The organism is Pseudoxanthomonas sp. JC1303 (assembly GCF_058448525.1).
In genome coordinates this window covers 2,378,658-2,402,237 of the sequence record NZ_CP185958.1, presented here as the reverse complement: position 1 = coordinate 2,402,237, position 23,580 = coordinate 2,378,658, and the positions used below count along the sequence as shown (strand labels likewise).

Below are 23,580 nucleotides of genomic sequence, written 5' to 3'. Positions count from 1 at the left end.
GGAGCAGGCCTGACCCCTTGGTCACGGACCGGCCTGGTGCGCGGCTGGTATCCTCCTGCGTTGCCCGCGCAACACCGCAATTCACCGCATGCCCCACGCCCTCGACCTGCTGCTGGCGCTGCCGTTCCTGATGGCCGCTGCCGTGGCCGCCGCGCATCGCCTGCCCCGCACCGCCCTCGCCTGGATCGCCGGGCTGGCGCCGCTGGTGGGCCTGGGCCTGCTCGGTTCGATCGCGCCGGCGGTCTTGCGCGGCGAAGTCCTGCACAGCCGCCACGACTGGCTACCGCGCATCGGGCTGGAATTCTCGCTGCGCGTGGACGGCTTTGCCTGGATGTTCGCCCTGCTGGTGCTGGCCATCGGCGCGCTGGTGATCATGTACGCGCGCTACTACCTGAGTGCGAAGGACTCGGTGCCGCGCTTTCTGGCCTTCCTGCTGCTGTTCATGGGCGCGATGCTGGGCGTGGTGGTGTCGGGTAACCTGCTGCTGCTGTGCGTGTTCTGGGAGCTGACCAGCCTGACCTCGTTCCTGCTGATCGGCTTCTGGTCGCACCGCAAGGACGCGCGCGACGGCGCGCGCATGGCCCTGGTGATCACCGGCGGCGGCGGTCTGGCCCTGCTCGGCGGCGTGCTGCTGATCGGCCGGGTGGTGGGCAGCTTCGACCTGGATGCGGTCCTGGCCGCGGGCGACACCTTGCGCGCCAGCCCGCTGTATCCGTGGGCGCTGTGCCTGGTGCTGGGCGGGATCTTCACCAAGAGCGCGCAGTTCCCGTTCCACTTCTGGCTGCCGCAGGCGATGGCCGCGCCGACCCCGGTCTCGGCCTACCTGCACTCGGCCACAATGGTCAAAGCCGGCGTGTTCCTGCTGGCGCGCCTGCATCCGGCCCTGGCCGGCACGGACCTGTTCTTCTACCTGGCCACCACGATCGGGGCGATCACCCTGCTGGTGGGCGCGTGGAACGCAATCTTCGAACATGACATCAAGGGCCTGCTGGCGTATTCGACCATCTCCCATTTGGGCCTGATCACGATGCTGTTCGGCCTGTCCACGCCGCTGGCGGTGGTGGCCGGCGTGTTCCACATCCTCAACCACGCCATCTTCAAGGCCTCGCTGTTCATGGCCGCCGGCATCATCGACCACGAGTGTGGCAGCCGCGACATCCGTCGCCTCGGTGGCCTACGGCGACTGATGCCCTTCACCAGCGCGCTGGCGATCATCGCCTCGCTGTCGATGGCGGGTATTCCGCTGCTCAACGGGTTTTTGTCCAAGGAAATGTTCTTCGCCGTGGCGCTGGAGACCGAGGCGGCGCTGCCGATGCGCGTGTTCACCGGCATCGCCGCCCTGCTGGCCGGCGTACTGGGCGTGGCCTACAGCCTGCGCTTTGTCTACGAGACCTTCTTCGGCGACGGCCCACGCGCGCTGGACACCACCCCGCACGAGCCGCCGCGCTGGATGAAGATCCCGGTCGAAGTGCTGGTGCTGCTGTGCGTGGCCGTGGGCGTCGTCCCGGCGTTCACCGTCAGCTGGCTGCTGCGTGCCTCGGCCGGAGCGATCCTGGGCGATGCCCTGCCCGACTTCAGCCTGGCGATCTGGCACGGACTGAACTGGCCGCTGGCGATGAGCCTGGCCGGCGTGGTCGGCGGCATCGGACTGTACCTGGGGTTGGCGCGCCTGCTGGACCTGCATGCCATCGTGACCCGCGCGATCGGCCGGGACATCTTCAAGCGCAACCTCGAGTTTCTGTTCTTCGCCGGCAACCGCATCACCCATGCCCTGGCCAACGGCAGCCTGCAGCGCACCTTGATGTGGCTGGTGCTCAGCGCGCTGGTGGCCATGGCCGTGCCGCTGCTGGCCGACCCGGGCACGGCGCTGGCCTGGCGCGGCGGCTGGGACACGCCGATGACCTGGCCCGGCTGGGTGCTGTGGGTGCTGATGCTGGCGCCGGCCCTGGCGACCCTGCGCCTGCACCGCCATCGCCTGCTGGCGGTGGCCTGCATCGGCGGCACCGGCCTGGCGGTGAGCCTGAGCTTCGTGTTCCTGTCCGCGCCGGACCTGGCCCTGACCCAGTTGATGGTGGAGATGGTGACCCTGGTCCTGATGCTGCTGGCGATGAACTACCTGCCCGAACACTCGCCGCGCACCACGCACCTGCCACGGCGCCTGCGCGACGGTGCCATCGCCCTGGCCTGCGGCGCTGTGGTCGGCGCGCTGGCCTGGGCGATGATGCTGCGTCCGCGCGACACGGTGGCCACCGAGATCCTGCAGCGCTCGCTCCCCGAAGCCTGGGGCCACAACGTGGTCAACGTGATCCTGGTGGACTTCCGCGGGTTCGACACCTTCGGTGAGATCACCGTGTTCGCCATCGCTGCCCTGGTGGTCCATGCCCTGCTGCGCCGCGCGCGACTGGCCCCGGAACGGCACATGTCCGGCGGGCCGGTGGACCTGTCCATCCCGGTCAGCCTGATGCAGGTGATCGCGCCGATGGTGGTGGCGATCTCCTTCTACCTGTACCTGCGCGGCCACAACGCGCCCGGCGGTGGCTTCATCGCCGGCCTGGTCCTGGCCGTGCCGTTGTTGATCCAGTACGTGCTGCAAGGCGCGCGCTCGGTGGAATCGCGCTTCGGCTTCGATTTCGTGCGGACGATCGCCATTGGCGTGGTGATCGCGCTGGCCAGTGGCGCAGCCTCGCTGGTGTTCGGCGTGCCGTTCCTGACCAGCGGACACCTTGAACTGCATCTGCCGCTGATCGGCGAGGTGGAGTTGGCCAGCGCGATGGCCTTCGATACCGGGGTGTACCTGGTGGTGTTCGGCGGGGCGATGCTGATGCTCTCGATGATGGGCACGGTCAAGCCCTCGCGTACGCGCAAGACCCAGCGCGGCATCGTCGATGCGCAAGGCCGCTCGGACTTCACCGGCGAGGAGGCCTCCTGATGGAACTGGCACTGGCCACGGCCATCGGCGTGCTGACCGCGGTGGCGGTCTACCTGATGCTGCGTGGGCGCACCTTCGACGTGATCCTGGGACTGACCTTCCTGTCCTATGCGACCAACCTGTTGATCTTCGCCGGCGGCCGCCCGGTGGCCGGGCAGGCGCCGATCGTGCACGGCGATGGCCCGGTCGACCTGGCCCACTACACCGACCCCCTGCCGCAGGCGCTGGTGCTCACCGCGATCGTGATTTCCTTTGCCATGACCGCGGTCAGCATCGTGCTGGCCATGCGCAGCCGCGCGGACAACCACAGCGATCACGTGGACGCGCAGGCGGTCGATCCCGAGCCCGAGGCCCGCACCGATCCACGCGGGAGCGGCCGCCGATGAGTCACCTGCCGATCCTGCCGGTGCTGATCCCCATGGCCGGCGCCGCCGCCTCGCTGATCGTCGAGCACCGCCGCTACGGCATGGGCGTGCGCCGCGCGGTGGCCTGGCTGTCGATGGCCGCCCTGGCGGTGGCCGTGGCGCTGCTGCTGGCCCGTACCGGCAGCGGTGAAGTGCAGGTCTACCTGCTGGGCGACTGGCCGGCACGGCTGGGCATCGCGCTGATGGCCGACCGGCTCTCGGCCTGGATGCTGGGCACGACCTGGCTGCTGGCCGCGGCCTGCCTGCTGCATGCCTGCGCCGGCTGGGACCGGCGCGCGCCGCACTTCCACGCGCTGTTCCAGTTCCAGCTGGTGGGCTTGAACGGGGCGTTCCTGACCGGCGACATCTTCAACCTGTTCGTGTTCTTCGAGGTGATGCTGATCGCCAGCTACGGCCTGTTGCTGTCCGGCGGGCGCGGGCTGCGGCTGCGCAACGGTTTCCACTACGTGGTGTTCAACATCACCGCCTCCTCGCTGTTCCTGATCGCCCTCGGCCTGATCTACGGCCTGCTGGGCAGCCTGAACATGGCCGAGCTGTCCGCGCGCATCGCCCAGGTGCCGGCGGAGAACCTGCCGCTGGTCAAGGCCGCCTTCGGCCTGTTGCTGGTGGTGTTCTGCGCCAAGGCCGCGCTGCTGCCGCTGTACCTGTGGCTGCCGGAAACCTACGCCCGCGCGCCGGCGGCGATCTCGGCGCTGTTCGCGATCATGACCAAGGTCGGGCTGTACGCGGTGCTGCGCGTGTCCACGCTGCTGCTGGGCGCCGGCGCCGGGGCCCTGGCCGGCTACGGGCAGCGCTGGCTGCTGGTGCTGGGCGCGGCCACCCTGGTGGTGGCGGCGCTGGGCGTGCTGGGCTCGGCGCGGCTGCGGATGATGATCGGCTACCTGGTGGTGTGGTCGGCCGCCACGCTGTTCGTGTGCTTCTCGCTGGGCCAGGCCGGCACGATTGCCGCTGGCCTGTATTACCTGGCGCACAGCTGCTTCACCGCCGCGGCGCTGTTCCTGATCGCCGACCTGATCCGGCGCCGCCGTGGCGCGGCCGATGACGACAAGTCGATCATCGCCCCGCTGCCGGGGCGGACCCTGCCGGGCGTGCTGTTCCTGATCGCGGCGGTGGCGGTGGCCGGCCTGCCGCCGCTGTCGGGCTTCCTGGGCAAGGTCGCGCTGCTGGCCGCCACCCCGGCGCGCGACACCGGCCTGGTCTGGGCCACGGTCCTGGTCAGCAGCCTGCTGGTCATCGTCGGCATCAGCCGCGCCGGCGTGCGCCTGTTCTGGCGTATCCCGGCCAATTTGGAAGAGGCCGGCGTACACACCGAGGCGCCCGCACGCCCGGCCGAGACCGCCGCGGCGGTGTTCCTGCTGGGCTGCGTGCTGGCCATGAGCGTGCTGGCCGAACCGCTGCTGTCCTTTGCCGATGCCGCCGCCGCGCAGCTGCTCGATGCCGGCGCCTACACCGACCAGGTGCGCGCGCACCTGCCGACGATGCGGAGGCCGTGATGTCGCGCTGGCTGCCTTCCTGGACGCTGAGCCTGGGAATCCTGGGCTTCTGGCTGCTGCTCAACAACAGCCTGTCCCTCGGCCACGTGTTGCTGGGCCTGGCGCTGGGGCTGGTGATCCCGCTGGCCTGGAAACGCATGGACGCCGAGGCCTGCCCGACCGGCTCGCTGCGTCCGGTGCCGCTGCTGGCGCTGCGCTTCGGCTGGGACATCCTCAAGTCCAACCTCACCGTCGCCGCGCAGGTGGTGGGGCGCGAGTCGCGCCTGCACCCGGATTTCGTCTGGGTGCCGCTGGACATCACCAACCTGCGCGGCATCTCGGTGCTGGCCAGCATGATCACCCTGACCCCGGGCACGCTGTCGGCCTCGCTGACCGACGACCGGCGCTTCCTGCTGGTCCACGCGCTGCACGTGGACGATGCCGACGCGCTGGTGGCCGAGATCAAATCGCGCTACGAAACCCCGCTGAGGGAGGTGTTCCCATGAATCCTGCAGAGCTGCTGGACGGCGCGATCCTGCTGTCGATGGGCGTGGTCGGCCTGGCCATGCTGCTGAGCCTGTGGCGGCTGGTGTTTGGCCCCACCGTGCCGGACCGCATCCTGGCCGCCGACACGCTGTCGGTGACCGCCATCGCCGAACTGATGCTGCTGGGCATGCGCCTGGACTCGACCGTGTACTTCGAGGCCGCGCTGGTCATCGCCATGCTCGGCTTCGGCAGCACGGTGGTGCTGAGCAAGTTCGTGCTGCGCCGGGACATCGTCGAATGAGCGCCGTGCTGGAGATCGCCCTGGCCGTGCTGCTGGTGGCCGGCAGCTTCTTCATCCTGGTCGGCGCGCTGGGACTGGTGAAGCTCTCGGACGTGTTCCGCCGCCTGCACGCGCCAACCAAGGCCAGCACCCTGGGCGTGGGCTGCGTGCTGCTGGCCTCGATGGGCGAGCACTTGGTGCGTGGCGAAGGCCTGCAGCCGCGCGAGCTGCTGATCACCGTGTTCCTGTTCATGACCGCGCCGATCAGCGCGCACCTGATCGCCAAGGCCGCGCTGGCGCTGATGCCGCGCTTCGCCCCGCCGCCTCCGCCGGCCGATCAGCCAGACCGTGCGCGGCTCACTGCAGCCAGGCCAGCTCCAGCACCAGCCAGCCGGCAAACGCCAGCAGCAGTACCGCGGCCTCGCCACGACTGACACGCGCATCGCCGCGCAGCATCGGCACCAGCACGATGGCCAGGGCGATCGCCGCCGGCAACTCCAGCTTCACGAACGAGGCCGGCAGCGCCAGCGGCGCGATGACGGCCATGCCGCCGACCACCACCAGCAGGTTGAACACGCTCGAGCCGATCACATGGCCCAGCACCATGTCGCCCTGCCCGCGCCGGGCGGCGACGATGGCCGCGGCGACCTCCGGCAGCGCGGTGCCGATGGCCACCGGCAGCAGGCCGGCCATCAGCGGCGTCAGCCCGAGCGAAGGCGCCAGCTGCAGCATCGCGGCGACCACGTCGCGTGCGCCGTAGCCCAGCAGCACCGCGCCGATCACCAGGCGCAGCAGGTTGAGCCAGGTCACCGTGCGGGTGGCCGCATAGGCGTCCACGCCATCGCGCACGTCGGCGGCCTCGCCACGGCCCATCACCACCACGCGCACGACCACCACGACGAAGCCGGCCAGCAGCAGGCCGCCTTCCAGGCGGTTGATGGTCCCGTCCAGCCCGAACACCATCAACAACAACGATCCGGCGATGAGGACCAGCAGCAGGGGCAGCAACAGCCGCAGGCGCACGACCACCGCCCCGACCATCGCCGCCAGCGGCAGGGTCAGGCCCAGGTTGACCAGGTTGGAGCCCACCGCGTTGCCCAGCGCCAGTTCCGGCTGGGCGTGCAGCAGCGCCGCGGCGTTGACGAACAGTTCCGGCAGCGAGGTGCCGAAGGCCATCAGCAGCAGGCCGGCGGTGAACGGCGTCACGCCCAGCTTCTGCGCCAGCCCGGACACGCCCTTGACCAGCGTGTCCCCGCCCAGCGCCAGCAGCACCAGGCCCAGCACGAACAGTCCCCAGGCATCGAGCATCACACGCGTCCCCTCGTCAGGCGTGGGCCGATTCTAGGGCGTGTCATCAATTCCCGGATAGGCCGCGTTGGGTCTGCAAGGCTGTCAGCTAAAGCCGCGTCACGACAGATGGCGGCTTTGCAGGCCCAACCCGAAGGGTCGCTCCTATGTGCAGAGCCTCAGCCGGCGCCGGCCATCGCGCGCAGGCCGATGCCGACCAGATAGGCCAGCAGCGTGCCGGTGGCGTAGCCCATCGTGCCCAGCAGCGCGCCCACCGGCGCCAGCGCCGGGTGGAAGGCCGCGGCCACCACCGGTGCCGAGGCCGGCCCACCGATGTTGGCCTGCGAGCCCAGCGCGAAGTAGAACAGCGGCGCCTTGAGCAGCTTGCCCAGCGCGAACAGCACCACGATGTGCACCGCGATCCAGATCACCGCCAGCACCAGCAGCCACGGCCGGTCCAGCAGCGCGCCGATCTCCATCTGCATGCCGATGCAGGCGATCAGCACGTACAGCAGCAGGGTGCCGATCTTCGAAGCACCCACGCCATCGAGCCGGCGCGCGGGGGTGAAGCTCAAGGCCAGCCCGCCGACCGTGCACAGCAACACCACCCACACATAGGGCGAATCCAGGCTGGCCGCGTGCGCCCAGCGATACGGCGCGAACAGTCCGGCCAGCCACGGCGCCACGCCGTGGGCCAAGCCGACCGCGCCGAAGGCCACGCCGACGATCAGCATGTAGTCGGTCAGCGTGGGGATGCGCGCGTGCTGGGCGCTGTAGTCGGCCAGGCGCCGCTGCAGGTCGTCGATGGCCGAGGTATCCGCGCCGGAGCGCGCGTCGATCTGCTTGGCGCGCCCGGCGATGAAGATCAGGAACGCCATCCACACGTAGCCCACGCCCACGTCGAGCACCGCGAACTGGCCGAACACCGTGGCGTCGACGTCGAACATCTCCTTCATCGCCACCATGTTGGCGCCGCCGCCGATCCAGCTGCCGGCCAGCGCGGCCATGCCGCCCCAGGTGTCGCCGGCCACGGTGGCCGCGTGCAGCTTGCTCATCAGCCAGAACGAGAAGAACGCGCCGGCCATGATGCTGGCCGAGGCGCCGAAGTACATCGCCAGCATCCGCCAGCCCAGGCGCAGCACCGCCTTCAGGTCGATGGTCATGGTCAGCAGCACCAGCGAGGCCGGCAGCAGCACGCGGCTGGCGACCGGGTTGTAGAGCTGGCTGGCCGCACCGTCGATCAGACCGATGGAATTGAAGATGCCGGGGATGAAGTAGCACAGCAGCAGCGGCGGCACGACGGCGTAGAACTTCTTCCACGGGCCCGACGGGCGCGCGGCGGTCCAGAACACGAACGCCAGCGTGGCGGCGATCAGGCCGAACAGGACGATGTCGTTCTGGATCAGGGCGGGGTGGTCGGTGGGCATGGCGGGGTCATGGTACGGAAGAAGGAAACGCACCACCTGTCGCGGTGGACAGGGGGCTCATGCGGCGGCCCGGTCCTGGGCGAAGCGCGACAAGGCGTACGGGGCCAGGTCGATGCCGGTCGGCTGGCCCAGCATCGCCTGGGCCATCAGCTGGCCGCTGATCGGCGCTTGGGTCAGGCCGAGGTGACCGTGGCCGGTGGCGATCCAGATGCGTTCGTCGGGCACGCGATCCAGCACCGGCAGCGAGTCCGGCGTGCACGGCCGATGGCCGGCCCAGCGCCCCTGCGCGCGCCCGGCCAGGGTCGGGAACAGCTGCCGGGCTTGCGCATCGAGGCGCTCGATCAGCCCGTAGCGCGGCGGTCGGTCCAGGGCGGTCAGCTCCTTGATGCTGGTCATGCGCAGACCGGCCTGCATCGGCGAAATCACCAGGTAGCGCTCGGCCCACAGCGTGGGGCGATAGACGACATCGGGCTGCTGTGGGTACATCAGGTGGTAGCCGCGGGCCGGGATCATCGGCAGGCCCACGCCGAAGGGGCGCAGCAGCGCCGCGCTCCAGGCGCCCGCGGCGACCACCACGTCGGCCGCATGCACGGCGCCGCGCGCGGTCTCCACCCGGTAGTGCGCGCCATCGCGCGCGATGGCCCCGACCTGCGCGATGTGCGCGTGCGCGCCTTGGCTCAGCAGGTGCTGGAACAGGCGCCGGCACAGTTCGCCCGGGTCGCGCAGCGCCAGCGCCTCGCGCTGGAACACGCCATGGACGAAGCGTCCTCCCAGCTTGGGTTCAAGCTGGCGCAGCTGGGGGCCGTCGAGTTCATCGAAGACCACCCCGCGCTCGCGCATCAGCGCCCGCGCCCAACGCGCCCCGGCATAGGTTCCCGGGTCGCTGTAGACGTGCAGATAGCCGCTGTGTCCGATCAGGGCCTGCGCCCCGATGGCCTCGGCCAATTCCAGCCAGGGTGCCCGCGCGGCGGCGTTGAGCGCATGCAGCGCGTCGGTCACCTCGCGCACGCGCCGCGCGTTGCCATCGCGCACGAAGCGCAGCAGCCAGCCGGCCCAGCTGGGGCAGGCGGCCCAGTCCAGCTTCAACGGTGCCAGCGGACTGGCGAGCATGCGCAGCGCCTTCCAGGCGATGCCCGGGATGGACTGCGGCAAGACGTTGCCGACCGAGATCGAGCCGGCATTACCGAACGAGGCCTGGGCGCCCGGACCGGCCGCATCGATGAGCACGCAGGACACCCCCTGGCGCTGAAGCTGCCAGGCGGTGGACAAGCCAACGATGCCGCAACCAATCACCGCGACATCGGCGGTCCGCGGATGGGCGAGCGGCGGACTCACCGGATCGGCACGTCGTAAGCCGTGCGCGGCGTCGGCTCCGGGCGCAGCGTGTAGTGCCACCACTCGCTGGGATAGTTGGCGAATCCTTCGCTGCGCATGGCCTCCAGCAGCAGGCGCCGGTTCGCGCGCTGGTCCGCGTTCAACCCGGGCGCCTCGGTATGCGCGCGGGGATCGAAGAAGTCGAACGGCGTGCCCATATCCAGCTCGGTGCAGCACCCATGCGCGCAACGCACCAGGGTCAGGTCGACGGTCGCGCCGCGGCTGTGGCCGGAGACTTCGGCCACGTAGCCGTCGGGGATGATCCGGGCCTTGTCCAGGCCAGGATAGAACTCGGCCTTCATCGCCTGGTCGTCCGGATCGCCGGCCCAGCGCACGAAGTCCTGCACTGCGCGGACGGGGCGGTAGCAGTCGAGCACCTTCAGCCCCAGGCCCTGCCCGCGCAGCCCGGCCTGGACCCGGGCCAGCGCACGCGCCACCGGCGCCAGCAGCAGGCACTTGGGCGCCTGGTAGCCGGCCACCGGGCGTCCGGTGAAGTTGTGCGCGCCCGCATAGCGGATCTCCAGCTGGACATCGGGGGCCACCGTGGTGATGTCCACCAGCTCGGCCTGCGCGGCGGTGGTGGCCGGCGAGACCTGCACCGCATCGGCCGCCATCGCGCCCGTGGCCGTCAGCAGCGCCGCCAGCCCCAGGACCGCACTGCCGGGGCAAAGGCGCCAGCCTGCTGGCGGCCTGGATGACCTGGCGGCCGCGCGCGTCACATGCCGTCCTCGGGGGCGCCCGCATCCGGCGGTGGCCGGGTCAGGTCGTAGAGGATGCGCAGGTCCTCGGCATCCAGGCTCCTGCCCTCCATGCCGCGGAAGTGGTGGTGGAAGGACTGCACCGTGTCACCGCGATTGGTCAGCGGATAGCCCAGCTCGGCCAGCGCGCGCCACGGGTCGAAGTCGGCAGGCGCCGGCGGCGCATCCGGGTGCGGCCAGCGGCCGAAGCCCGCATCGGCCAATTGCTTCCACGGAAACAGCGGGCCTGGGTCGATCTTGCGGCCCGGCGCCAGGTCCTCGTGCCCGATGATTGCCGTCCGCGGGATGTGGTGGCGCTTGCACAGGTCGTCCAGCAGCACGATCAGGCTGTCGATCTGGGCCTGGGCGAACGGCGACTGACCATCGTTGTCCAGCTCGATGCCGATCGAGGCCGAGTTGACGTCGCTGATGGTGCCCCAGTGCCCGGCGCCCGCGTGCCAGGCACGGCGGTCGTCGCTGACCAGCTGGTAGCGCTTGCCGTCGCTGCCGATCAGGTAGTGCGCGCTCACCGGCCCCTTGCTGTTGGCGGTCTTGAGCGTCTTGAGGCTCTGCTGGACCGCGTCCTGGCTGGTGAAGTGGATGACGATCAGCTGCGCCCCACGCTTGTTCTGGTTGGGAGAGGGCTCCCACTGCGCCAGGGGATTCTTGGCCGGCAGATTGGCGCAGGCGCTGAGCAGCAGCGTGGCCAACAGAGCGCCGCTCATGGCCAGGGCCCGGCGTGGCGACAGGCCGGTGCGGAGGGTCGAGGGTCTGGAAGTCATCGGCATTGGGGCTCTTGCGGGACGGGAAAGACGATTCACGGCGCCGGGCATGGCCCGGTGCGGCGCAGGTGCAGGTCCGGGTAGTCGTAGCTGAAGTCGGCATCGGGATCGATCGCGGACATCGCCAGCGCGACGACCTGCCCGTTGCCTTCCACGTCCAGCCAAGGTTCGGCATCGACGCTGGGATCGGTCCAGTCCACCATCAGGCGCTGGTCCACGCGCATCACCGTGCCGTGCATGCGCGGCGACTTGGCCGAGCGCCACTGCACCTGGCCATCGACCGGGCACACGCTGACATCGCCGAACCAGGCATCGTGATACAGGCCGAGCACGCGCCTGGCGTCGTCCGGCGTGACCGGCTCGCGTGAGGACGTGTCGGGCACCGGCGCCGGCGCGGCCGCCTTGGCCTCGGCGCGCGACTGCGCCAGCAGCCCGGCATAGTGGTCCACATCCAGCACCTGGCCCGGCTGGGTGTAGAGCTTGGTCAGGGCCTCGGTCAGCGTGGTGCGCGCCTCGCCGCCCTCCCCGTTGATCAGCACCACGAAGCCGGCATGCAGGTCCGGCAGCAGGGTCAGTGAGGAATACATCCCCATCAGCGTGCCGGTGTGGGCCACGCGAAATTGGCCGTCCACGTCGGACAGACGCCAGGCATAGCCGTAGCCGTACAGATGGGTGCCATCCCAGTCGCGCATCTGGCGCGAGATCGGCATGGGCGTGTGCAACGACCACAGCGCCTGGCGCTGGGTGGCCGACACCCACGGATGCGGCGCGTCGGTGTCCAGCCACATGCGCGCCCAGGTGGTCATGTCGTGCAGGCTGCAGCGGATGCCGCCGGCCGCCATGGAAGGGGTATCCGGGATGGTCGCCGCGTCCTCGCGCACCACCACGTTGTGGCCATCCTGGCGCATGTGCGGTTGGGCCACGTTGCCGACCGCGTCGCGGTCGAACGCGCCCACCTGGCAGCGGTCCATGCCCAGCGGCCCGAACACCTGCTCGCGCACCAGCTGGTCGTAGGGCTTGCCGCCGGCTGCGGCGGCTACCTGCCCGGCCACCACGTACATCAGGTTGTCGTAGGCGTAATGCGCGCGGAAGCTGTGGGTCGGCTTGAGGTAGGCCAGTCCACGCACGATGTCCTCGCGGGTGAAGGCATTGGGTTCGGGCCAAAGCATCAGGTCGCCCGCCCCCAGCCCTAGCCCGCTGTTGTGGATTAGCAGGTCGCGCACCTGGATGTTGCGCGTCACCCACGGGTCGAACATGCGGAACTGCGGCAGGTACTTGGTCACCGGGTCGTCCCAGGCCAGCTTGCCTTCATCGACCAGCCGCGCCAGCAGCCCGGTGGTCATGGCCTTGGAATTGGAGGCGATCTTGAACAGCGTGTCCGCGTCGATCCGTTCGCCGCTGCCCGCGCGCGTTTCGCCCGCGGTGCGCTGGTAGATCACCTTGCCGTCCTGGACCACACCCACCGCCAGTCCCGGCAGTTGGTAGCGCGCCATGGTTTGGTCGAACAAGGCATCCAACCGCGCCTGCGCGGGCTGTGGCACCGCGGCGGCGGACGGGCCGGCCACGGCCATCAGGCTCAGCAGCCCTAGTGCGGCCAGGCGCCATCGGCCGGCGTGTGTCGGTACACGATGGCGGCGGTGCTGCGGGTATGGATGCATGGGACAACCTCGTGGTCCGGTGCGCGGGCCTGTCGATCCACCACGCGCCAACTAAATTATTCCAAGAAGATATCGTTTATGGAATTTTTATTCCAACCCTGGGCAATGGACATGGCAAGGCCCGCCGAAGCGGGCCTTGCGCGCGGGGGCGATGTTCGCGCCCCTTCAGGCCGATCAGCGAGCGCTACAGGAACTTGTAACGCACGTTGAGCGTGTACGCACGGCCACGCGGGTCGGCCACGCGCGGCTCCCAGCCCGCGCCGGCGGCGTAGTCGTTCATGTGCGCGGTGAACGGCGGGTCGGTATCGAACAGATTCTTGATGCCGAAGGTCACATCGATGTTGTGGAAGCCCTTGTAGCTGACGCTGTAGTTGTAGGTGGTGTAGCTGGACACGTCCGGATCCCAGTTCGGCGGGATGTAGGTGCCGTTGCGCACGCTGATCGGCTCCTCGTCCTTGTACCCGTCACGGAAGATCTGGGTCAGCATGTGCGACCAGTCGCCGCGCTGGTAGGCCACGCTCAGGGTGTGCTTCCAGCGGATCGGCAAGCTGTAGTAGCGCACGTACTCGCCGACCAGGTTGTCGGTGTACGGCAGGGTCTCCAGGTCCTTGGTGCGATAGGTGTCCAGGTAGCTGCCGTTGAGGTGCACGCGCCAGTCACCGCCAAGCAGGTCGTCGAAGGTCAGGTTGACGTCGGTCTCGATCCCGCGCATCAGGCTGCCACCGGAGTTGATGTAGCGCTGATCGATGGCGGTGATGTTGCCGTTGGCGTCGCGGATGAAGTTGTCGGCAAAGGTGTCGTAGTTCTCCACCAGGGTGTCGATGGAAATGCCCGAGCGGATGGTCTTCTCGCGCTTGATCTCCCACCAGTCCACGCTCATGTTGAACCAGTCGACCGGGGCGATGACCACGCCCAGGCTCTTCTGCCGGGACTCTTCCGGATCCAGGTCCTTCTTGCCGCCGGTCAGCAGGTTGGGCTGGATCGCTTCGCAGCCCGGGGTGCTGGTATCGGCCACGCCGCCTGGGCAGGTCGCCGGGTCGGCCAGGTCCAGGCCGGTGTAGGGGCTCTCGGCCTCGCCGTAGAACATCTGGTTGAAGGTCGGCACCTTGAAGCCGGTGCTGTAGGCGCCGCGGAAGGCCAGCGCGTCGATCGGCTGCCACTTGAAGGAGAACTTGGGATTGGTGGTGCCGCCGAAGCCCTCGTAATGGTCGTAGCGGCCGGCCAGGGTCACATCCAGGGTGTCGAGCACCGGCAGATACAACTCGGCGAACACCGCTTTGGTGTCGCGGCTGACCTTCTGCAGGACGTTGCCGTTGTCGAACGGCGCCAGGTAGATGCCTTCGTCCTCGCCGGTCTGGTTACCGCCGAACTCGTACTCCTCGCGGCGCAGGTCGATGCCCGTCGCCAGCTGCGCCTCGCCGCCGTACAGGCTGAAACCCAGGCCGCCGGACACGCTGGCGTCCAGGCTGGTCATGGTCGAGGTGCCGCCGTAGAGCTCCACGCCGTTGGCCGAGGCGGCGGCCAGTGCGGCCATCGCCTCCTCGGACTGCGCCTGGCCCGGCATCAGGAACGGATTGAGCAGACCACTGCCCAGCACGTCCTTGAGCTTGCTGGTGTAGTAGTAACCGCCTTCAAGACGCGAGGTCGACTTGCTCGACGCGCGCGACAGGCCAGCGGTGTAGTCCCAGCTGCCCAGCGAACCATCGAAGCCCAGCAGCAGTCGGTAGGACTTGGTATTGGTGGAAATCTCGCGCGGTCCGCAGGCCATGCAGCGCCAGCGATAGGCGATCGGCGCGCCGTAGGACAGCTGGCCGGGGCCGAAATACGAGGCCAACTGGTCGTAGATCGCGTCGTAGGCCTCGCCGGTGCTCGGGTACCAGGTGGTGGCATCGAAGGTGCTGCCGGGCGAGATCTGGTACGGCTCGAAGCGCTTCTGGGCATCGACCTCCGAGCCGGTGAACTCCACGTACATCTGGTGCTGGTCGCCGAGCTTGAAGGTCGCCCGGCCGATCACGTCCTTGCTCTCCACCGGCTGCTGGATCACCGCGGCCGCCGGATAGTCGTAGGCGCAGGCGTAACGCGCCGAGGGCACGCCCCACAGCACGTTGTCGTAGGGCCCCATCAGGTCGTTGCCGGTCTCGCAGCCCGCGCCGCCGGGCAGGTCCAGGGGATTGATGTACTGCTGGGTCGAGCCATCGGCCGGATCGGTCAGGCCGTTGCCGATCAGCGAACCGGCCCGGTTGGCGACCGTCGCGTACGGGGTGCCGCGCGTATCCGGGGACAGCCCGCGATCAGGCTGGAACCCGTTGGAGAAATCGCGGTCGGTGCCGCGCAGGAGTTCGTCCTTGCGGTAGCTGAAGCTGGCCCAGGCGTTCCAGCCGTCGGTGTCCAGGTCGCCGTGGCCGACCAGCAGGCTGCCGCGGTAGATGTTGCCGCCACCGTCCTCGGTCGCATCGACCATGCCGTTGACTTCCGCCCCCTGATAGTCGGTGCGGGTGATGAAGTTGATCACGCCGCCGATGGCGTCGGTGCCGTAGATGGCCGAGGCGCCGTCGCGCAGCACTTCGACCCGCTCGATCGCGGCGAAGGGAATGGAATTGAGATCCACCACCCGGCCCTTGAGACCGTGGGCGGCCACGCGGCGTCCGTTGAGCAGCACCAGGGTCGCGTCAGCGCCCTGTCCGCGCAGGTTGGCCGCCGACACGCCATTGTTGCCGCGCTGGTCCACGCCCGAGACGATGCCCGCGTTGCTGGCCAGGTTGTCCGAACCATTGCCGGAGATGTTGAGATAGCTCATCAGCTGCTCGGCCGAGCTGATGCCCTGCGCGTCGATCTCCTCCTTCTTGATGATCGTCACCGGCAGCGCGGTCTCGATGTCGGTGCGCTTGATGCGCGAACCGGTGACCGTGACCTTGTCCAGGTTCTTGGCGTCGGTGCCCGACGATGCGGCGTCCTGTGCCGAGGCGATGCCCGGGAGAAGCAGGGCGGCGAGCAGGCCCACGGTCAGGCGGCTGGGGGCGGGCAGAACGGTAGGACGACGCATGTGCGGATCTCCTGCAAGGTTTGGATGGATGGCGCAAGCGCTTCCCAGGCGCCACGCGTGGACGACCGCCGGTCCACTCCCCATGACAGTTCCGCGCTGTGGGCAGCGCCGTGTGCGCATCGGCGCCACGGCCCCTTGGGGCCCCTTACATCGCGTGTCATCACATGGCGCCGACGCCGCCATGTCATCGCTGTGTAGCACGCAAAAAAAACCCGTGTCAATAAATTATTCCTGCTGCACAGACATTGCGGCATAGATATTCCCCGTGATGCCCGTCACGCTGCCGGACATGATCCGGTTCAGGTTCGACGCCAGGGATGGGCAACCGGGCGCAGGATGCGACTTCGGTATCGTGGCCAGACGCGCCCGGTGGCGGCCTGCCCGGCGCGCGGCAACCGATAATTTATTCTTGCTTTTCGATTTCATCGGAATAAGTATTCCTTTATGTCAGCCCTCCGGAGCCTCCCCGCCATGTCCGGCCGCCCCTGTGCGGGGCGCCGCGTTGCGGCCCTGTCCCGCCATGCCTTCACCCTGTCCCTGCCTCTGTGGTTGCTGCTGGCCGCCGTGCCGGCCGCCGCGCGCGTGCCGGTGCCCCAGGTCCCCATCAACCCGGTCACTGGCGTCGTCGGCGTGGACCCGCCCAAGCTGACCCCGGCCTACTGGATTGCGCAGCAGGCGCACCCGGATCGCCCGCTGCTCGATCGCGCCGGCATCGCCGCGCAGAACGCGCGGATGCGCGCCCAGGACCCGGCCATCCAGGACCTGCGGGCCCTGCCGGCGACCCTGCCGCGCGCGACGGTCCTCGCCGAGATCGACACGCTGTCCGCCGCGCCGTCGCGCACGCTCTACGACCTGCACGGCCAGGTGCTGGATGCGGCGGCCATCGCAGCCCTGCGTGCGCGACTGGCCCTGGACGCGATCCCCGACCAGCAGCCGGTGCGCTACGGCCTGGTCACCCGGCGCGCGGACCTGCGCACCTTCCCCACCGAACAGCGGGTCTTCAGCAGCACGCAGGACCACGACATCGACCGCTTCCAGGAGTCGGCGCTGTTCCCCGGCGACGCGGTGGCGGTGCTGCACGAGAGCCGCGACGGGCAGTGGCTGTTCGTGACCAGCCAGCGCTACAGCGCCTGGATCGAGAAGCGCTTCGTCGGCATCGGCACGCCGCAACAGGTGTTCGGCTACGGCGCCCAAGGCCCGTACCGGGTGATCACCGGCGCCACCGCCAGCACGGCGTTCACCCCCGAACAGCCGCAGGTCTCGGACCTGCAGCTGGACATGGGCGTGCGCGTGCCGGTGCTGGCCGACTGGGACCCGACCCAACCGGTGAATGGCCAGATGCCCTACACCGGCTGGGTGATCCAGCTGCCCATCCGCGATGCGGATGGTGGCCTGCAGCTGGTGCCCGCACTGCTGCCGCGCACGGCCGACACCGCGGCCGACTACCTGCCGCTGACCCCGCGTCACCTGATCGAGCAGGCGTTCAAGTTCCTGGGCGAGCGCTATGGCTGGGGGCACTCCTACGACACCCGCGACTGCAGCGGCTTCACCTCGGAGATCTATCGCGCCTTCGGCGTGCTGCTGCCGCGCAACACGTCCCAGCAGGCGGTCAGCCCCGCGCTTGACCGCATCGCCTTTACCAAGGACGACCCGGACAGCAAGCGCATCGCTGCGGTGCGGCAGCTGTCGGTGGGCGACATGGTCTACATCCCTGGCCACGTGATGGTGGTGCTGGGCAAGGCCGACGGGTTGACCTATGTCATCCACGACACCGAGGGCGGTGGCTGGGCGGGGCCGGATGGCCAGCGCGTGGCCGGACACCTCAACGGGGTGTCGGTCACCCCGCTCGAGCCGATGCTGGCCAGCGACACCGCCAGCTACGTTGACCGCATCACCAACATCCAACGCGTGCGCCCGCCGCACGCTTCGACCAAGCAGGCCGAATGAAGATCACCGACATCCAGCTGGGCATGCTCCGCGTGCCGCTGAAGACGCCATTCAAGACCGCGTTGCGCACCGTGGACACGGTGGAGGACGTGGTGGTGCTGATCCGCACCGACACCGGCCACACCGGCTATGGCGAGGCGGCCGCCACCGCGGTCATCACCGGCGACACGCACGGCTCGATCATCGCGGCGATCGACACCTTCATCAAACCGCGCCTGATCGGCCAGGACGTGGCCAACCTCAACCACCTCACCGCCCTGGTGCAGTCGGCCATGGAGCGCAACACCAGCGCCAAGGCCGCCGTGGAAATCGCCTTGTACGACCTGTGGGCGCAGCTCTACGACGCGCCGTTGTACAAGCTGCTGGGCGGTGGCGACCCGGTGATCACCAGCGACATCACCATCTCGGTGGACTACATCGACAAGATGGTGGCCGACTCGCTGGACGCGCTGGAGCGCGGCTTCGAGTCGCTCAAGATCAAGGTCGGCAAGGACCTGGGGCTGGACATCGAGCGGGTCAAGGCGATCCACGCCGCGGTCGAAGGCCGCGCCCTGCTGCGCCTGGACGCCAACCAGGGCTGGACCGCCAAGCAGGCGGTATACGCCATGCAAAAGCTCGAGGACGCCGGCGTGGTCCTGGAACTGCTGGAGCAGCCGGTCAAGGCGGCCGACATCGATGGGCTCAAATACGTCACCGACCGGGTCAACACGCCGGTGATGGCCGACGAGAGCGTGTTCGGGCCCAGCCAGGTCTTCGACCTGATCAAGCTGCGCGCGGCGGACATCATCAACATCAAGCTGATGAAGACCGGCGGCATCTCCAACGCCATCCGCATCGCCGACATCGCCTCGCTCTACGGCGTGGACTGCATGATCGGCTGCATGATCGAGTCCTCCATCAGCGTGGCCGCCGCGGTGCATGTGGCGGTGGCCAAGGCCGGGGCGATCAGCAAGATCGATCTGGACGGCCCGTCGCTGGGCGCGTTCAACCCGGTCGTCGGCGGAGTGCTGTTCAACGAATCGGAGATCAGCATCCCGGATGCGCCGGGGTTGGGGATCCGCGAGATCCAGGGCCTGGAGCTGCTCGCGCCGTGAGGCTGTTACGTCATTTTCGGAGCAACACGATGCTCCACGGCCGTCGTCCCCGCGCATGCGGGAGGACGACGGAAGCCGTTGCTGGAGCAGCCTTGGCAGTTGCCTCAGGTTATGCGGTTGCTGTTGCTTTTGCCGCCCCGCTTTTCCCCCTCCCCTCCGCAGCGGCGATGCCGACGGGCCAAACCCCGCAGGGGCGGCGCGCATGGATGCGCGACGTTTTCGGCCGGGGCAGCATGCCCCGTCCGGAAATTCCCGGCGGCAGCGCGGACCCGACGCGCGAAGCGCGTTGGGCGCAAGGCCGGGGTGTGCTTTCTTTTGGTTACTTTTCTTTGCACAAGCAAAGAAAAGTGACTCGCGCCCGACAGGGCGTGAAACGCTCGGGCTTCTGCCTTGGCGAGAGACCGAATTCTTCCATGTGCGCAGGTGCCGTTGACTCAACAGCTGAAGGAAAGGCTTTCACTCCCCTTCGGGGAGCGAGTTACCTTTCTTTGCTCGTGCAAAGAAAAGTAACCCAAAGAAAGCACGCCCCAGCCTCCGCGCCCTGCGCGCCTGCGGCGCTCCGGGTCCGCTCCGCCGATGGGAATTTCCGGAAGGGGCATCCTGCCCCTGCCGGAAACGCCGCGCATCCATGCGCGTCGCCCCTGCGGGGTTTTGCCCACCGGCTGCGCCGCTACGGACGGGGACCGACGACAGCCAAAAGCAGAACCAACAGCGACAGCAACAGCAACAGCAACAGCAACGTCGGGCAGCGTCCCTGATGCCACGCGGAGACCACGACCCCATGCCGCCCCTGGTCAAAATCCGGTCCGAGCGCGACAGCATGTCGGCCATCGAGCGCCGCATCGCCGACTACATCCTGGACAACGCCCACCTGCTGCGCGATTACTCGTCCCAGCAGTTGGCCAGCGCGCTGGGCATCAGCCAATCCAGCGTGGTCAAGTTCAGCCAGAAGCTGGGCTTCAAGGGCTATCCGGACCTGAAGTACTCGGTCGGCCAGGCCGTCGCCCGGGGCGGTGGCCCGGCCCCGGCCTCGCCCGACGAACCGGAAACCGTGGGCGATGCCTACACCCGCCTGGAGGAAAGCCTGCGTCGCAGCAAGGCCGCCGCCGAGGAGGAGACGCGCCTGCTCAACCCGCGCGACCACATCGAGCGCATCGTCGAGCGCCTGGACCGCGCGCAGAAGGTCTTCGTCTGCGGGTTGGGCGATGACGGCCTGTTCGCGCGCGAATTCGCCATGCGCCTGTCGCTGCTGGGCGTGCTGACCATCCACCACGCCGATCCGATCCTGATGATGACCAACGTGTCCTCGGCGCGGCCGGACGACGTGCTGATCCTGCTGTCCGAGTTCGGCAAGCTACCCCAGCTCTCGCAGATCTCGCGCCAGTTCCAGGACGCCGGCGGCACCGTGGTCTCCATCACCCGGCACACCGCCAACCCGCTGCGCGCGCATGCCGACGCGGCACTGGTGGTCTCCGCGCACGATGCCGCCCCGCACATCGAGCAACTGCTGTACCGCTCCTCGCTGCAGTACCTGCTGGACTTCGTGTTCGTCCTGCTGTGCCAGGCCAATCCCGACCGCGACCGCCAGCTGGCGATCAACCTGGAGCGGGTCCAGCACCTGCTCGATTCCTGACCCCTGCCCCCCGGAGCGCCCATGTCCACGAACCGCCCCACGCCGCTGTCCGCCCTGCGTTGGCTGACCGTGGCCGCCGCGCTCGCCGCCGTGCCGGCCCTGGCCAAGCGCGCGCCCGCCGGCATCCCGCAAATGCAGCAGGCCCAGCAGCTGGTGGTGGTCACCACCGATGGCTGGGACGACAACCAGGGCACGCTGCGCACCTATGTCCGCAAGGGAGCCAAGTGGACCCTCGCCACCGCGCCCATCGCCGTGGCCATCGGCAAGCAGGGCAGCGCCTGGGGCGACGGAGTGTCGCCAGCGCAGTCCGACGGCCCGCAAAAGCGTGAGGGCGATGGGCGCAGCCCGGCCGGCGTCTTCGGCATCGGGCAGGCCTTCGGCTATGCGCCCACGGCCGACACCGCGCTGGACTATCACCAGATGCAGGCCAGCAGCTGGTGCGTGGACGTGCCCGACTCGCCGCTCTACAACCAGATCGTCGACGAAAAAGATGTCGGCGCGCAGGCGGTGGCTGGAGCCAGCGAGCACATGCGCCTGGACCTGCACAACGATGGCGATGTGCGTTACCGCCAGGGCTTTGTGATCGAACACAACGCCCAGGCCGTCCCTGGCCACGGCAGCTGCATCTTCGCCCACATGTGGCGCACGCCCGGCGAGCCCACCGCCGGCTGCACGGCGATGGAGCCGGCCAACATGGTCCGGCTGCAAGCCTGGCTGGATCCCAAGCGGCATCCGCTGTTCGTGCTGCTGCCCAAGGCCGAGTACGTGCGCCTGCAGCACGCCTGGTCGCTGCCCACGTTGACCGCGCAGGCCACCCCGTGAACGCCGCGCCTGCGGGCGAAGGCCAACTGGTCCGCGCAGTCAGCCGCTGGCAGATCGTCGGGCTGTCCATCAACGATGTGATCGGCAGCGGCATCTACCTGCTGCCGGCTGCCACCGTGGCGCTGATGGGCCCGCTGAGCCTGTGGGCGGTGCTGCTGGCCGGCATCGCCGTGGCCCTGCTGGTGCTGTGCTATGCGCAGGCCGCCAGCTACTTCGACGCGCCGGGCGGCAGCTACCTGTACGCCCGCGAGGCCTTCGGACGCTACGCGGGCTTCCAGGTGGGCTGGATGATCTGGCTGACCCGCATCAGCTCGGCCGCCGCCCTGGGCAATGGCCTGGCTGACGCGGTCTCGCGCTTCTGGGCACCGGCCGGCGCCGGCGCCGGGCGCCTGTCCGTGGTCATCGGCTCGCTGGCGCTGCTGACCCTGATCAACGTGATCGGGGTGCGCTCGGCTGCCCGCACCGGCGTGGCCCTGGTGATCGCCAAGCTGGTGCCGCTGCTGCTGTTCGTGGTGGTCGGCCTGTGCTTCATGGACTGGAGCATGGCCTTCGCCGGCACCGCGCCGGACCTGGGCGACCTGCCCAACCTGGGCCAGGCCGCGCTGCTGCTGCTGTTCGCCTATGCCGGCTTCGAGAACATCCCAGCCGCGGCCGGCGAGTTCCGAAACCCGCGCCGCGACGTGCCCTTCGCCCTGATCACCATGATCACCCTGGTGACCTTGATCTACGCCGCCGTGCAGGTGGTGGCCATGGGCACCCTGCCCGGCTTGGCGAATTCGGCCACGCCGCTGGCCGATGCGGCCAGCCGCTTCGGTGGCGAGGGCCTGGCGCTGGTGCTGACCGTGGGCGCCGTGGTGTCGATCCTGGGCACGACCAGCAACACGGTGATGCTGGGGCCACGCTTCCTGTTCGCCCTGGCGGCCGATGGCTTCGGGCCGAAGTTCATCGCCCGCGTGCACCCGCGCTTCCGCACCCCGGCCGCGGCGATCATCGTCCAGGGCGTTCTGTCGGTGGCGTTGGCGCTCTCCGGCTCGTTCGAACAGCTGGCGCTGCTGTCGATGGTGACCCGCCTGCTGGCCTACATCGGCACGGCCGCCGCGGTGCTGGTGCTGGCCCGCCGCCATCGCGACAACCCCAATGCGCTGCGCCTGCCTGGCGGTCCGCTGATCCCGATCCTGGCGCTGCTGCTGACCCTGGGCCTGCTGTGCAGCGCCAGCCTGGCCAATTTGCGGGCCGTCGGCGCCGCGGTGGTGGTGGGCACGGCGATCTATCTGTTCCCGCGCAAGGCCGACGCGGCATAAGGCATGCCTGTTGTGGGAGTGGGAGCCTTCATGCCGGCGAAGGGCTTTCCGGGCAAGCCCCATCGCCGCTGTAGCGGCTCCCACCCAAGCGGTGTTCGATCAGGCGCAGCCTTCCACGTAGTCAATCTGGGGTGGCAGGCCCACGCGCCAGCTGGTGACCTTGCCGTCGGCACCGGTCTCGAACACCAGCTTGTCCTTGCCCTGGCTGACGCTGAGGTACTTGCCGCCTTCCACGTACTTGTGCGGCATCGATGACAGCGCGTCGCCGTACAGCGCGCGCAGCTGGCCCTCGTCCATGCCAACCTTGCCGCCGCCGGGCGCGGTTTCCTTGCTGGTGGTGACGTCGTAGCGGACGAAGTGATCGTGTTCGATCATGAAGGCCACATCGGCCTTGTCGGTCGCCCACTTGGGCGTGAGCTGGTAGCAGGAACCGCCTTCGGACGGGGTGCTGCTGTTGAGCTCTCCGCCCCAGGCCTGCCTGGCCTCCTCCACGGTGCTGCCCAGCTTGAGATCGCCATACCCCTGCCACCCCGCAAGCTGGCTGGACGTCGGTTGGCCGCTGGCCTCACCCGGCTCGGGCAATGACGGCGGCAGCGAGGCCGGAGGGACACTTGCGGCCGGCATGGGCTCCTTGGAGGCGGCGGTGTCGGCCGACGATGCGTGGTCATCGGCCTTGCACGCGGACAGGGCCAGGACCAGGGCGGCGGTCAGGGGCAGCAGGGCTTTCATCAGGACACGGACTCCACGATCAGCAGAGCGTCCAGCCTAGTCACTGGCGGTGAATCGCGCGCGAACCGGGCCCTGCGCACACCTCGCACACCACGCTGGTCGAGTGTCATGGCGGTTTCATCGGCACCGGCGAGCCTGCACCGGCCTCGACGCC

20 protein-coding genes are annotated in these 23,580 nt (G+C 69.0%); 11 read left to right on the top strand and 9 right to left on the bottom strand.

Going from position 1 to position 23,580, the window contains the following annotated elements; genetic code table 11:
* Positions 1 to 88: 88 nt before the first annotated feature.
* From ACORQU_RS10675 to ACORQU_RS10650, 6 genes are read left to right on the top strand one after another with little or no spacing between them, the layout of a single operon-like run.
* Positions 89 to 2,929, top strand: coding sequence for a monovalent cation/H+ antiporter subunit A (locus ACORQU_RS10675; RefSeq protein WP_491641165.1), 2,841 nt, complete (start codon positions 89 to 91; stop codon positions 2,927 to 2,929).
* Positions 2,929 to 3,315, top strand: a complete 387-nt coding sequence (locus tag ACORQU_RS10670) for a Na+/H+ antiporter subunit C (RefSeq protein WP_491641164.1) — start codon at positions 2,929 to 2,931, stop codon at positions 3,313 to 3,315. The genes ACORQU_RS10675 and ACORQU_RS10670 overlap by 1 nt, the downstream gene beginning before the upstream one ends.
* Positions 3,312 to 4,847 (top strand): monovalent cation/H+ antiporter subunit D, encoded by a 1,536-nt coding sequence (locus ACORQU_RS10665; protein ID WP_491641163.1) that lies wholly within the window; start codon positions 3,312 to 3,314, stop codon positions 4,845 to 4,847. Before ACORQU_RS10670 ends, ACORQU_RS10665 begins: the two co-directional genes overlap by 4 nt.
* A complete protein-coding gene (locus ACORQU_RS10660; RefSeq protein WP_491641162.1) occupies positions 4,847 to 5,332 on the top strand; it encodes a Na+/H+ antiporter subunit E in 486 nt (161 codons plus the stop codon). The genes ACORQU_RS10665 and ACORQU_RS10660 overlap by 1 nt, the downstream gene beginning before the upstream one ends.
* Positions 5,329 to 5,613: a K+/H+ antiporter subunit F gene (locus ACORQU_RS10655; RefSeq protein WP_491641161.1), complete on the top strand. Its 285-nt coding sequence runs from the start codon at positions 5,329 to 5,331 to the stop codon at positions 5,611 to 5,613. The genes ACORQU_RS10660 and ACORQU_RS10655 overlap by 4 nt, the downstream gene beginning before the upstream one ends.
* Positions 5,610 to 6,026: a Na+/H+ antiporter subunit G gene (locus tag ACORQU_RS10650; protein WP_491641160.1), complete on the top strand. Its 417-nt coding sequence runs from the start codon at positions 5,610 to 5,612 to the stop codon at positions 6,024 to 6,026. Before ACORQU_RS10655 ends, ACORQU_RS10650 begins: the two co-directional genes overlap by 4 nt.
* Here ACORQU_RS10650 and ACORQU_RS10645 read toward each other — a convergent pair.
* From ACORQU_RS10645 to ACORQU_RS10610, 8 genes are all read right to left on the bottom strand, one after another.
* Positions 5,950 to 6,900, bottom strand: coding sequence for a sodium:calcium antiporter (locus ACORQU_RS10645; protein ID WP_491641159.1), 951 nt, complete (start codon positions 6,898 to 6,900; stop codon positions 5,950 to 5,952). The two genes, ACORQU_RS10650 and ACORQU_RS10645, sit on opposite strands and share 77 nt — an antisense overlap.
* 158 nt (positions 6,901 to 7,058) lie before the next feature.
* Entirely contained in the window at positions 7,059 to 8,306 is a 1,248-nt protein-coding gene (locus ACORQU_RS10640; protein ID WP_491641158.1) for a DUF819 family protein, read from the bottom strand.
* Positions 8,307 to 8,363: 57 nt separating this feature from the next.
* Complete coding sequence (locus ACORQU_RS10635; RefSeq protein ID WP_491641157.1) at positions 8,364 to 9,641, bottom strand: NAD(P)/FAD-dependent oxidoreductase; 1,278 nt, start codon at positions 9,639 to 9,641, stop codon at positions 8,364 to 8,366.
* On the bottom strand, positions 9,638 to 10,294 hold the full coding sequence (locus tag ACORQU_RS10630) for a M15 family metallopeptidase (protein WP_491645065.1): 657 nt from the start codon (positions 10,292 to 10,294) through the stop codon (positions 9,638 to 9,640). The genes ACORQU_RS10635 and ACORQU_RS10630 overlap by 4 nt, the downstream gene beginning before the upstream one ends.
* Before the next feature lie 101 nt (positions 10,295 to 10,395).
* A complete protein-coding gene (locus ACORQU_RS10625) occupies positions 10,396 to 11,142 on the bottom strand; it encodes an N-acetylmuramoyl-L-alanine amidase (protein ID WP_491645064.1) in 747 nt (248 codons plus the stop codon).
* Positions 11,143 to 11,234: 92 nt separating this feature from the next.
* The gene (locus ACORQU_RS10620; protein ID WP_491641156.1) at positions 11,235 to 12,857 is read right to left on the bottom strand and encodes a serine hydrolase domain-containing protein; all 1,623 of its coding nucleotides are present in this window, start codon (positions 12,855 to 12,857) and stop codon (positions 11,235 to 11,237) included.
* A gap of 184 nt (positions 12,858 to 13,041) precedes the next feature.
* Positions 13,042 to 15,900 carry a TonB-dependent receptor gene (locus ACORQU_RS10615; protein WP_491641155.1) on the bottom strand — a complete coding sequence of 953 codons (2,859 nt, stop codon included), beginning with the start codon at positions 15,898 to 15,900 and terminating at the stop codon, positions 13,042 to 13,044.
* Positions 15,901 to 16,125: 225 nt separating this feature from the next.
* Positions 16,126 to 16,326, bottom strand: a complete 201-nt coding sequence (locus ACORQU_RS10610) for a hypothetical protein (RefSeq protein ID WP_491641153.1) — start codon at positions 16,324 to 16,326, stop codon at positions 16,126 to 16,128.
* Positions 16,327 to 16,371: 45 nt separating this feature from the next.
* On the opposite strand from ACORQU_RS10610, the gene ACORQU_RS10605 reads away from it, so the two are divergent.
* The 5 genes from ACORQU_RS10605 to ACORQU_RS10585 all read left to right on the top strand — a co-directional run bounded on the left by ACORQU_RS10605 (position 16,372) and on the right by ACORQU_RS10585 (position 22,697).
* Entirely contained in the window at positions 16,372 to 17,847 is a 1,476-nt protein-coding gene (locus ACORQU_RS10605) for a C40 family peptidase (protein WP_491641152.1), read from the top strand.
* Complete coding sequence (locus ACORQU_RS10600) at positions 17,844 to 18,941, top strand: dipeptide epimerase (RefSeq protein WP_271647349.1); 1,098 nt, start codon at positions 17,844 to 17,846, stop codon at positions 18,939 to 18,941. The genes ACORQU_RS10605 and ACORQU_RS10600 overlap by 4 nt, the downstream gene beginning before the upstream one ends.
* Positions 18,942 to 19,722: 781 nt before the next feature.
* Positions 19,723 to 20,574 (top strand): MurR/RpiR family transcriptional regulator, encoded by an 852-nt coding sequence (locus tag ACORQU_RS10595; protein ID WP_491641151.1) that lies wholly within the window; start codon positions 19,723 to 19,725, stop codon positions 20,572 to 20,574.
* A 21-nt stretch (positions 20,575 to 20,595) separates the two neighbouring features.
* Positions 20,596 to 21,396, top strand: coding sequence for a L,D-transpeptidase family protein (locus tag ACORQU_RS10590; protein ID WP_491641150.1), 801 nt, complete (start codon positions 20,596 to 20,598; stop codon positions 21,394 to 21,396).
* Complete coding sequence (locus ACORQU_RS10585) at positions 21,393 to 22,697, top strand: APC family permease (protein WP_491641149.1); 1,305 nt, start codon at positions 21,393 to 21,395, stop codon at positions 22,695 to 22,697. The genes ACORQU_RS10590 and ACORQU_RS10585 overlap by 4 nt, the downstream gene beginning before the upstream one ends.
* A gap of 99 nt (positions 22,698 to 22,796) precedes the next feature.
* Here ACORQU_RS10585 and ACORQU_RS10580 read toward each other — a convergent pair whose 3' ends face one another.
* Positions 22,797 to 23,426: a lectin gene (locus tag ACORQU_RS10580; RefSeq protein WP_491641148.1), complete on the bottom strand. Its 630-nt coding sequence runs from the start codon at positions 23,424 to 23,426 to the stop codon at positions 22,797 to 22,799.
* Positions 23,427 to 23,580: the final 154 nt, after the last annotated feature.

Excerpts from the sequence above, each read along its gene's own strand:
- ACORQU_RS10675 (WP_491641165.1), top strand. The coding sequence starts at position 89 with ATGCCCCACGCCCTCGACCTGCTGCTGGCGCTGCCGTTCCTGATGGCC.
- ACORQU_RS10670 (WP_491641164.1), top strand. The coding sequence starts at position 2,929 with ATGGAACTGGCACTGGCCACGGCCATCGGCGTGCTGACCGCGGTGGCG.
- ACORQU_RS10665 (WP_491641163.1), top strand. The coding sequence starts at position 3,312 with ATGAGTCACCTGCCGATCCTGCCGGTGCTGATCCCCATGGCCGGCGCC.
- ACORQU_RS10660 (WP_491641162.1), top strand. The coding sequence starts at position 4,847 with ATGTCGCGCTGGCTGCCTTCCTGGACGCTGAGCCTGGGAATCCTGGGC.
- ACORQU_RS10655 (WP_491641161.1), top strand. The coding sequence starts at position 5,329 with ATGAATCCTGCAGAGCTGCTGGACGGCGCGATCCTGCTGTCGATGGGC.
- ACORQU_RS10650 (WP_491641160.1), top strand. The coding sequence starts at position 5,610 with ATGAGCGCCGTGCTGGAGATCGCCCTGGCCGTGCTGCTGGTGGCCGGC.
- ACORQU_RS10645 (WP_491641159.1), bottom strand. The coding sequence starts at position 6,900 with ATGCTCGATGCCTGGGGACTGTTCGTGCTGGGCCTGGTGCTGCTGGCG.
- ACORQU_RS10640 (WP_491641158.1), bottom strand. The coding sequence starts at position 8,306 with ATGCCCACCGACCACCCCGCCCTGATCCAGAACGACATCGTCCTGTTC.
- ACORQU_RS10630 (WP_491645065.1), bottom strand. The coding sequence starts at position 10,294 with ATGGCGGCCGATGCGGTGCAGGTCTCGCCGGCCACCACCGCCGCGCAG.
- ACORQU_RS10625 (WP_491645064.1), bottom strand. The coding sequence starts at position 11,142 with ATGAGCGGCGCTCTGTTGGCCACGCTGCTGCTCAGCGCCTGCGCCAAT.
- ACORQU_RS10620 (WP_491641156.1), bottom strand. The coding sequence starts at position 12,857 with ATGCATCCATACCCGCAGCACCGCCGCCATCGTGTACCGACACACGCC.
- ACORQU_RS10615 (WP_491641155.1), bottom strand. The coding sequence starts at position 15,900 with ATGCGTCGTCCTACCGTTCTGCCCGCCCCCAGCCGCCTGACCGTGGGC.
- ACORQU_RS10610 (WP_491641153.1), bottom strand. The coding sequence starts at position 16,326 with ATGAAATCGAAAAGCAAGAATAAATTATCGGTTGCCGCGCGCCGGGCA.
- ACORQU_RS10605 (WP_491641152.1), top strand. The coding sequence starts at position 16,372 with ATGTCCGGCCGCCCCTGTGCGGGGCGCCGCGTTGCGGCCCTGTCCCGC.
- ACORQU_RS10600 (WP_271647349.1), top strand. The coding sequence starts at position 17,844 with ATGAAGATCACCGACATCCAGCTGGGCATGCTCCGCGTGCCGCTGAAG.
- ACORQU_RS10595 (WP_491641151.1), top strand. The coding sequence starts at position 19,723 with ATGCCGCCCCTGGTCAAAATCCGGTCCGAGCGCGACAGCATGTCGGCC.
- ACORQU_RS10590 (WP_491641150.1), top strand. The coding sequence starts at position 20,596 with ATGTCCACGAACCGCCCCACGCCGCTGTCCGCCCTGCGTTGGCTGACC.
- ACORQU_RS10580 (WP_491641148.1), bottom strand. The coding sequence starts at position 23,426 with ATGAAAGCCCTGCTGCCCCTGACCGCCGCCCTGGTCCTGGCCCTGTCC.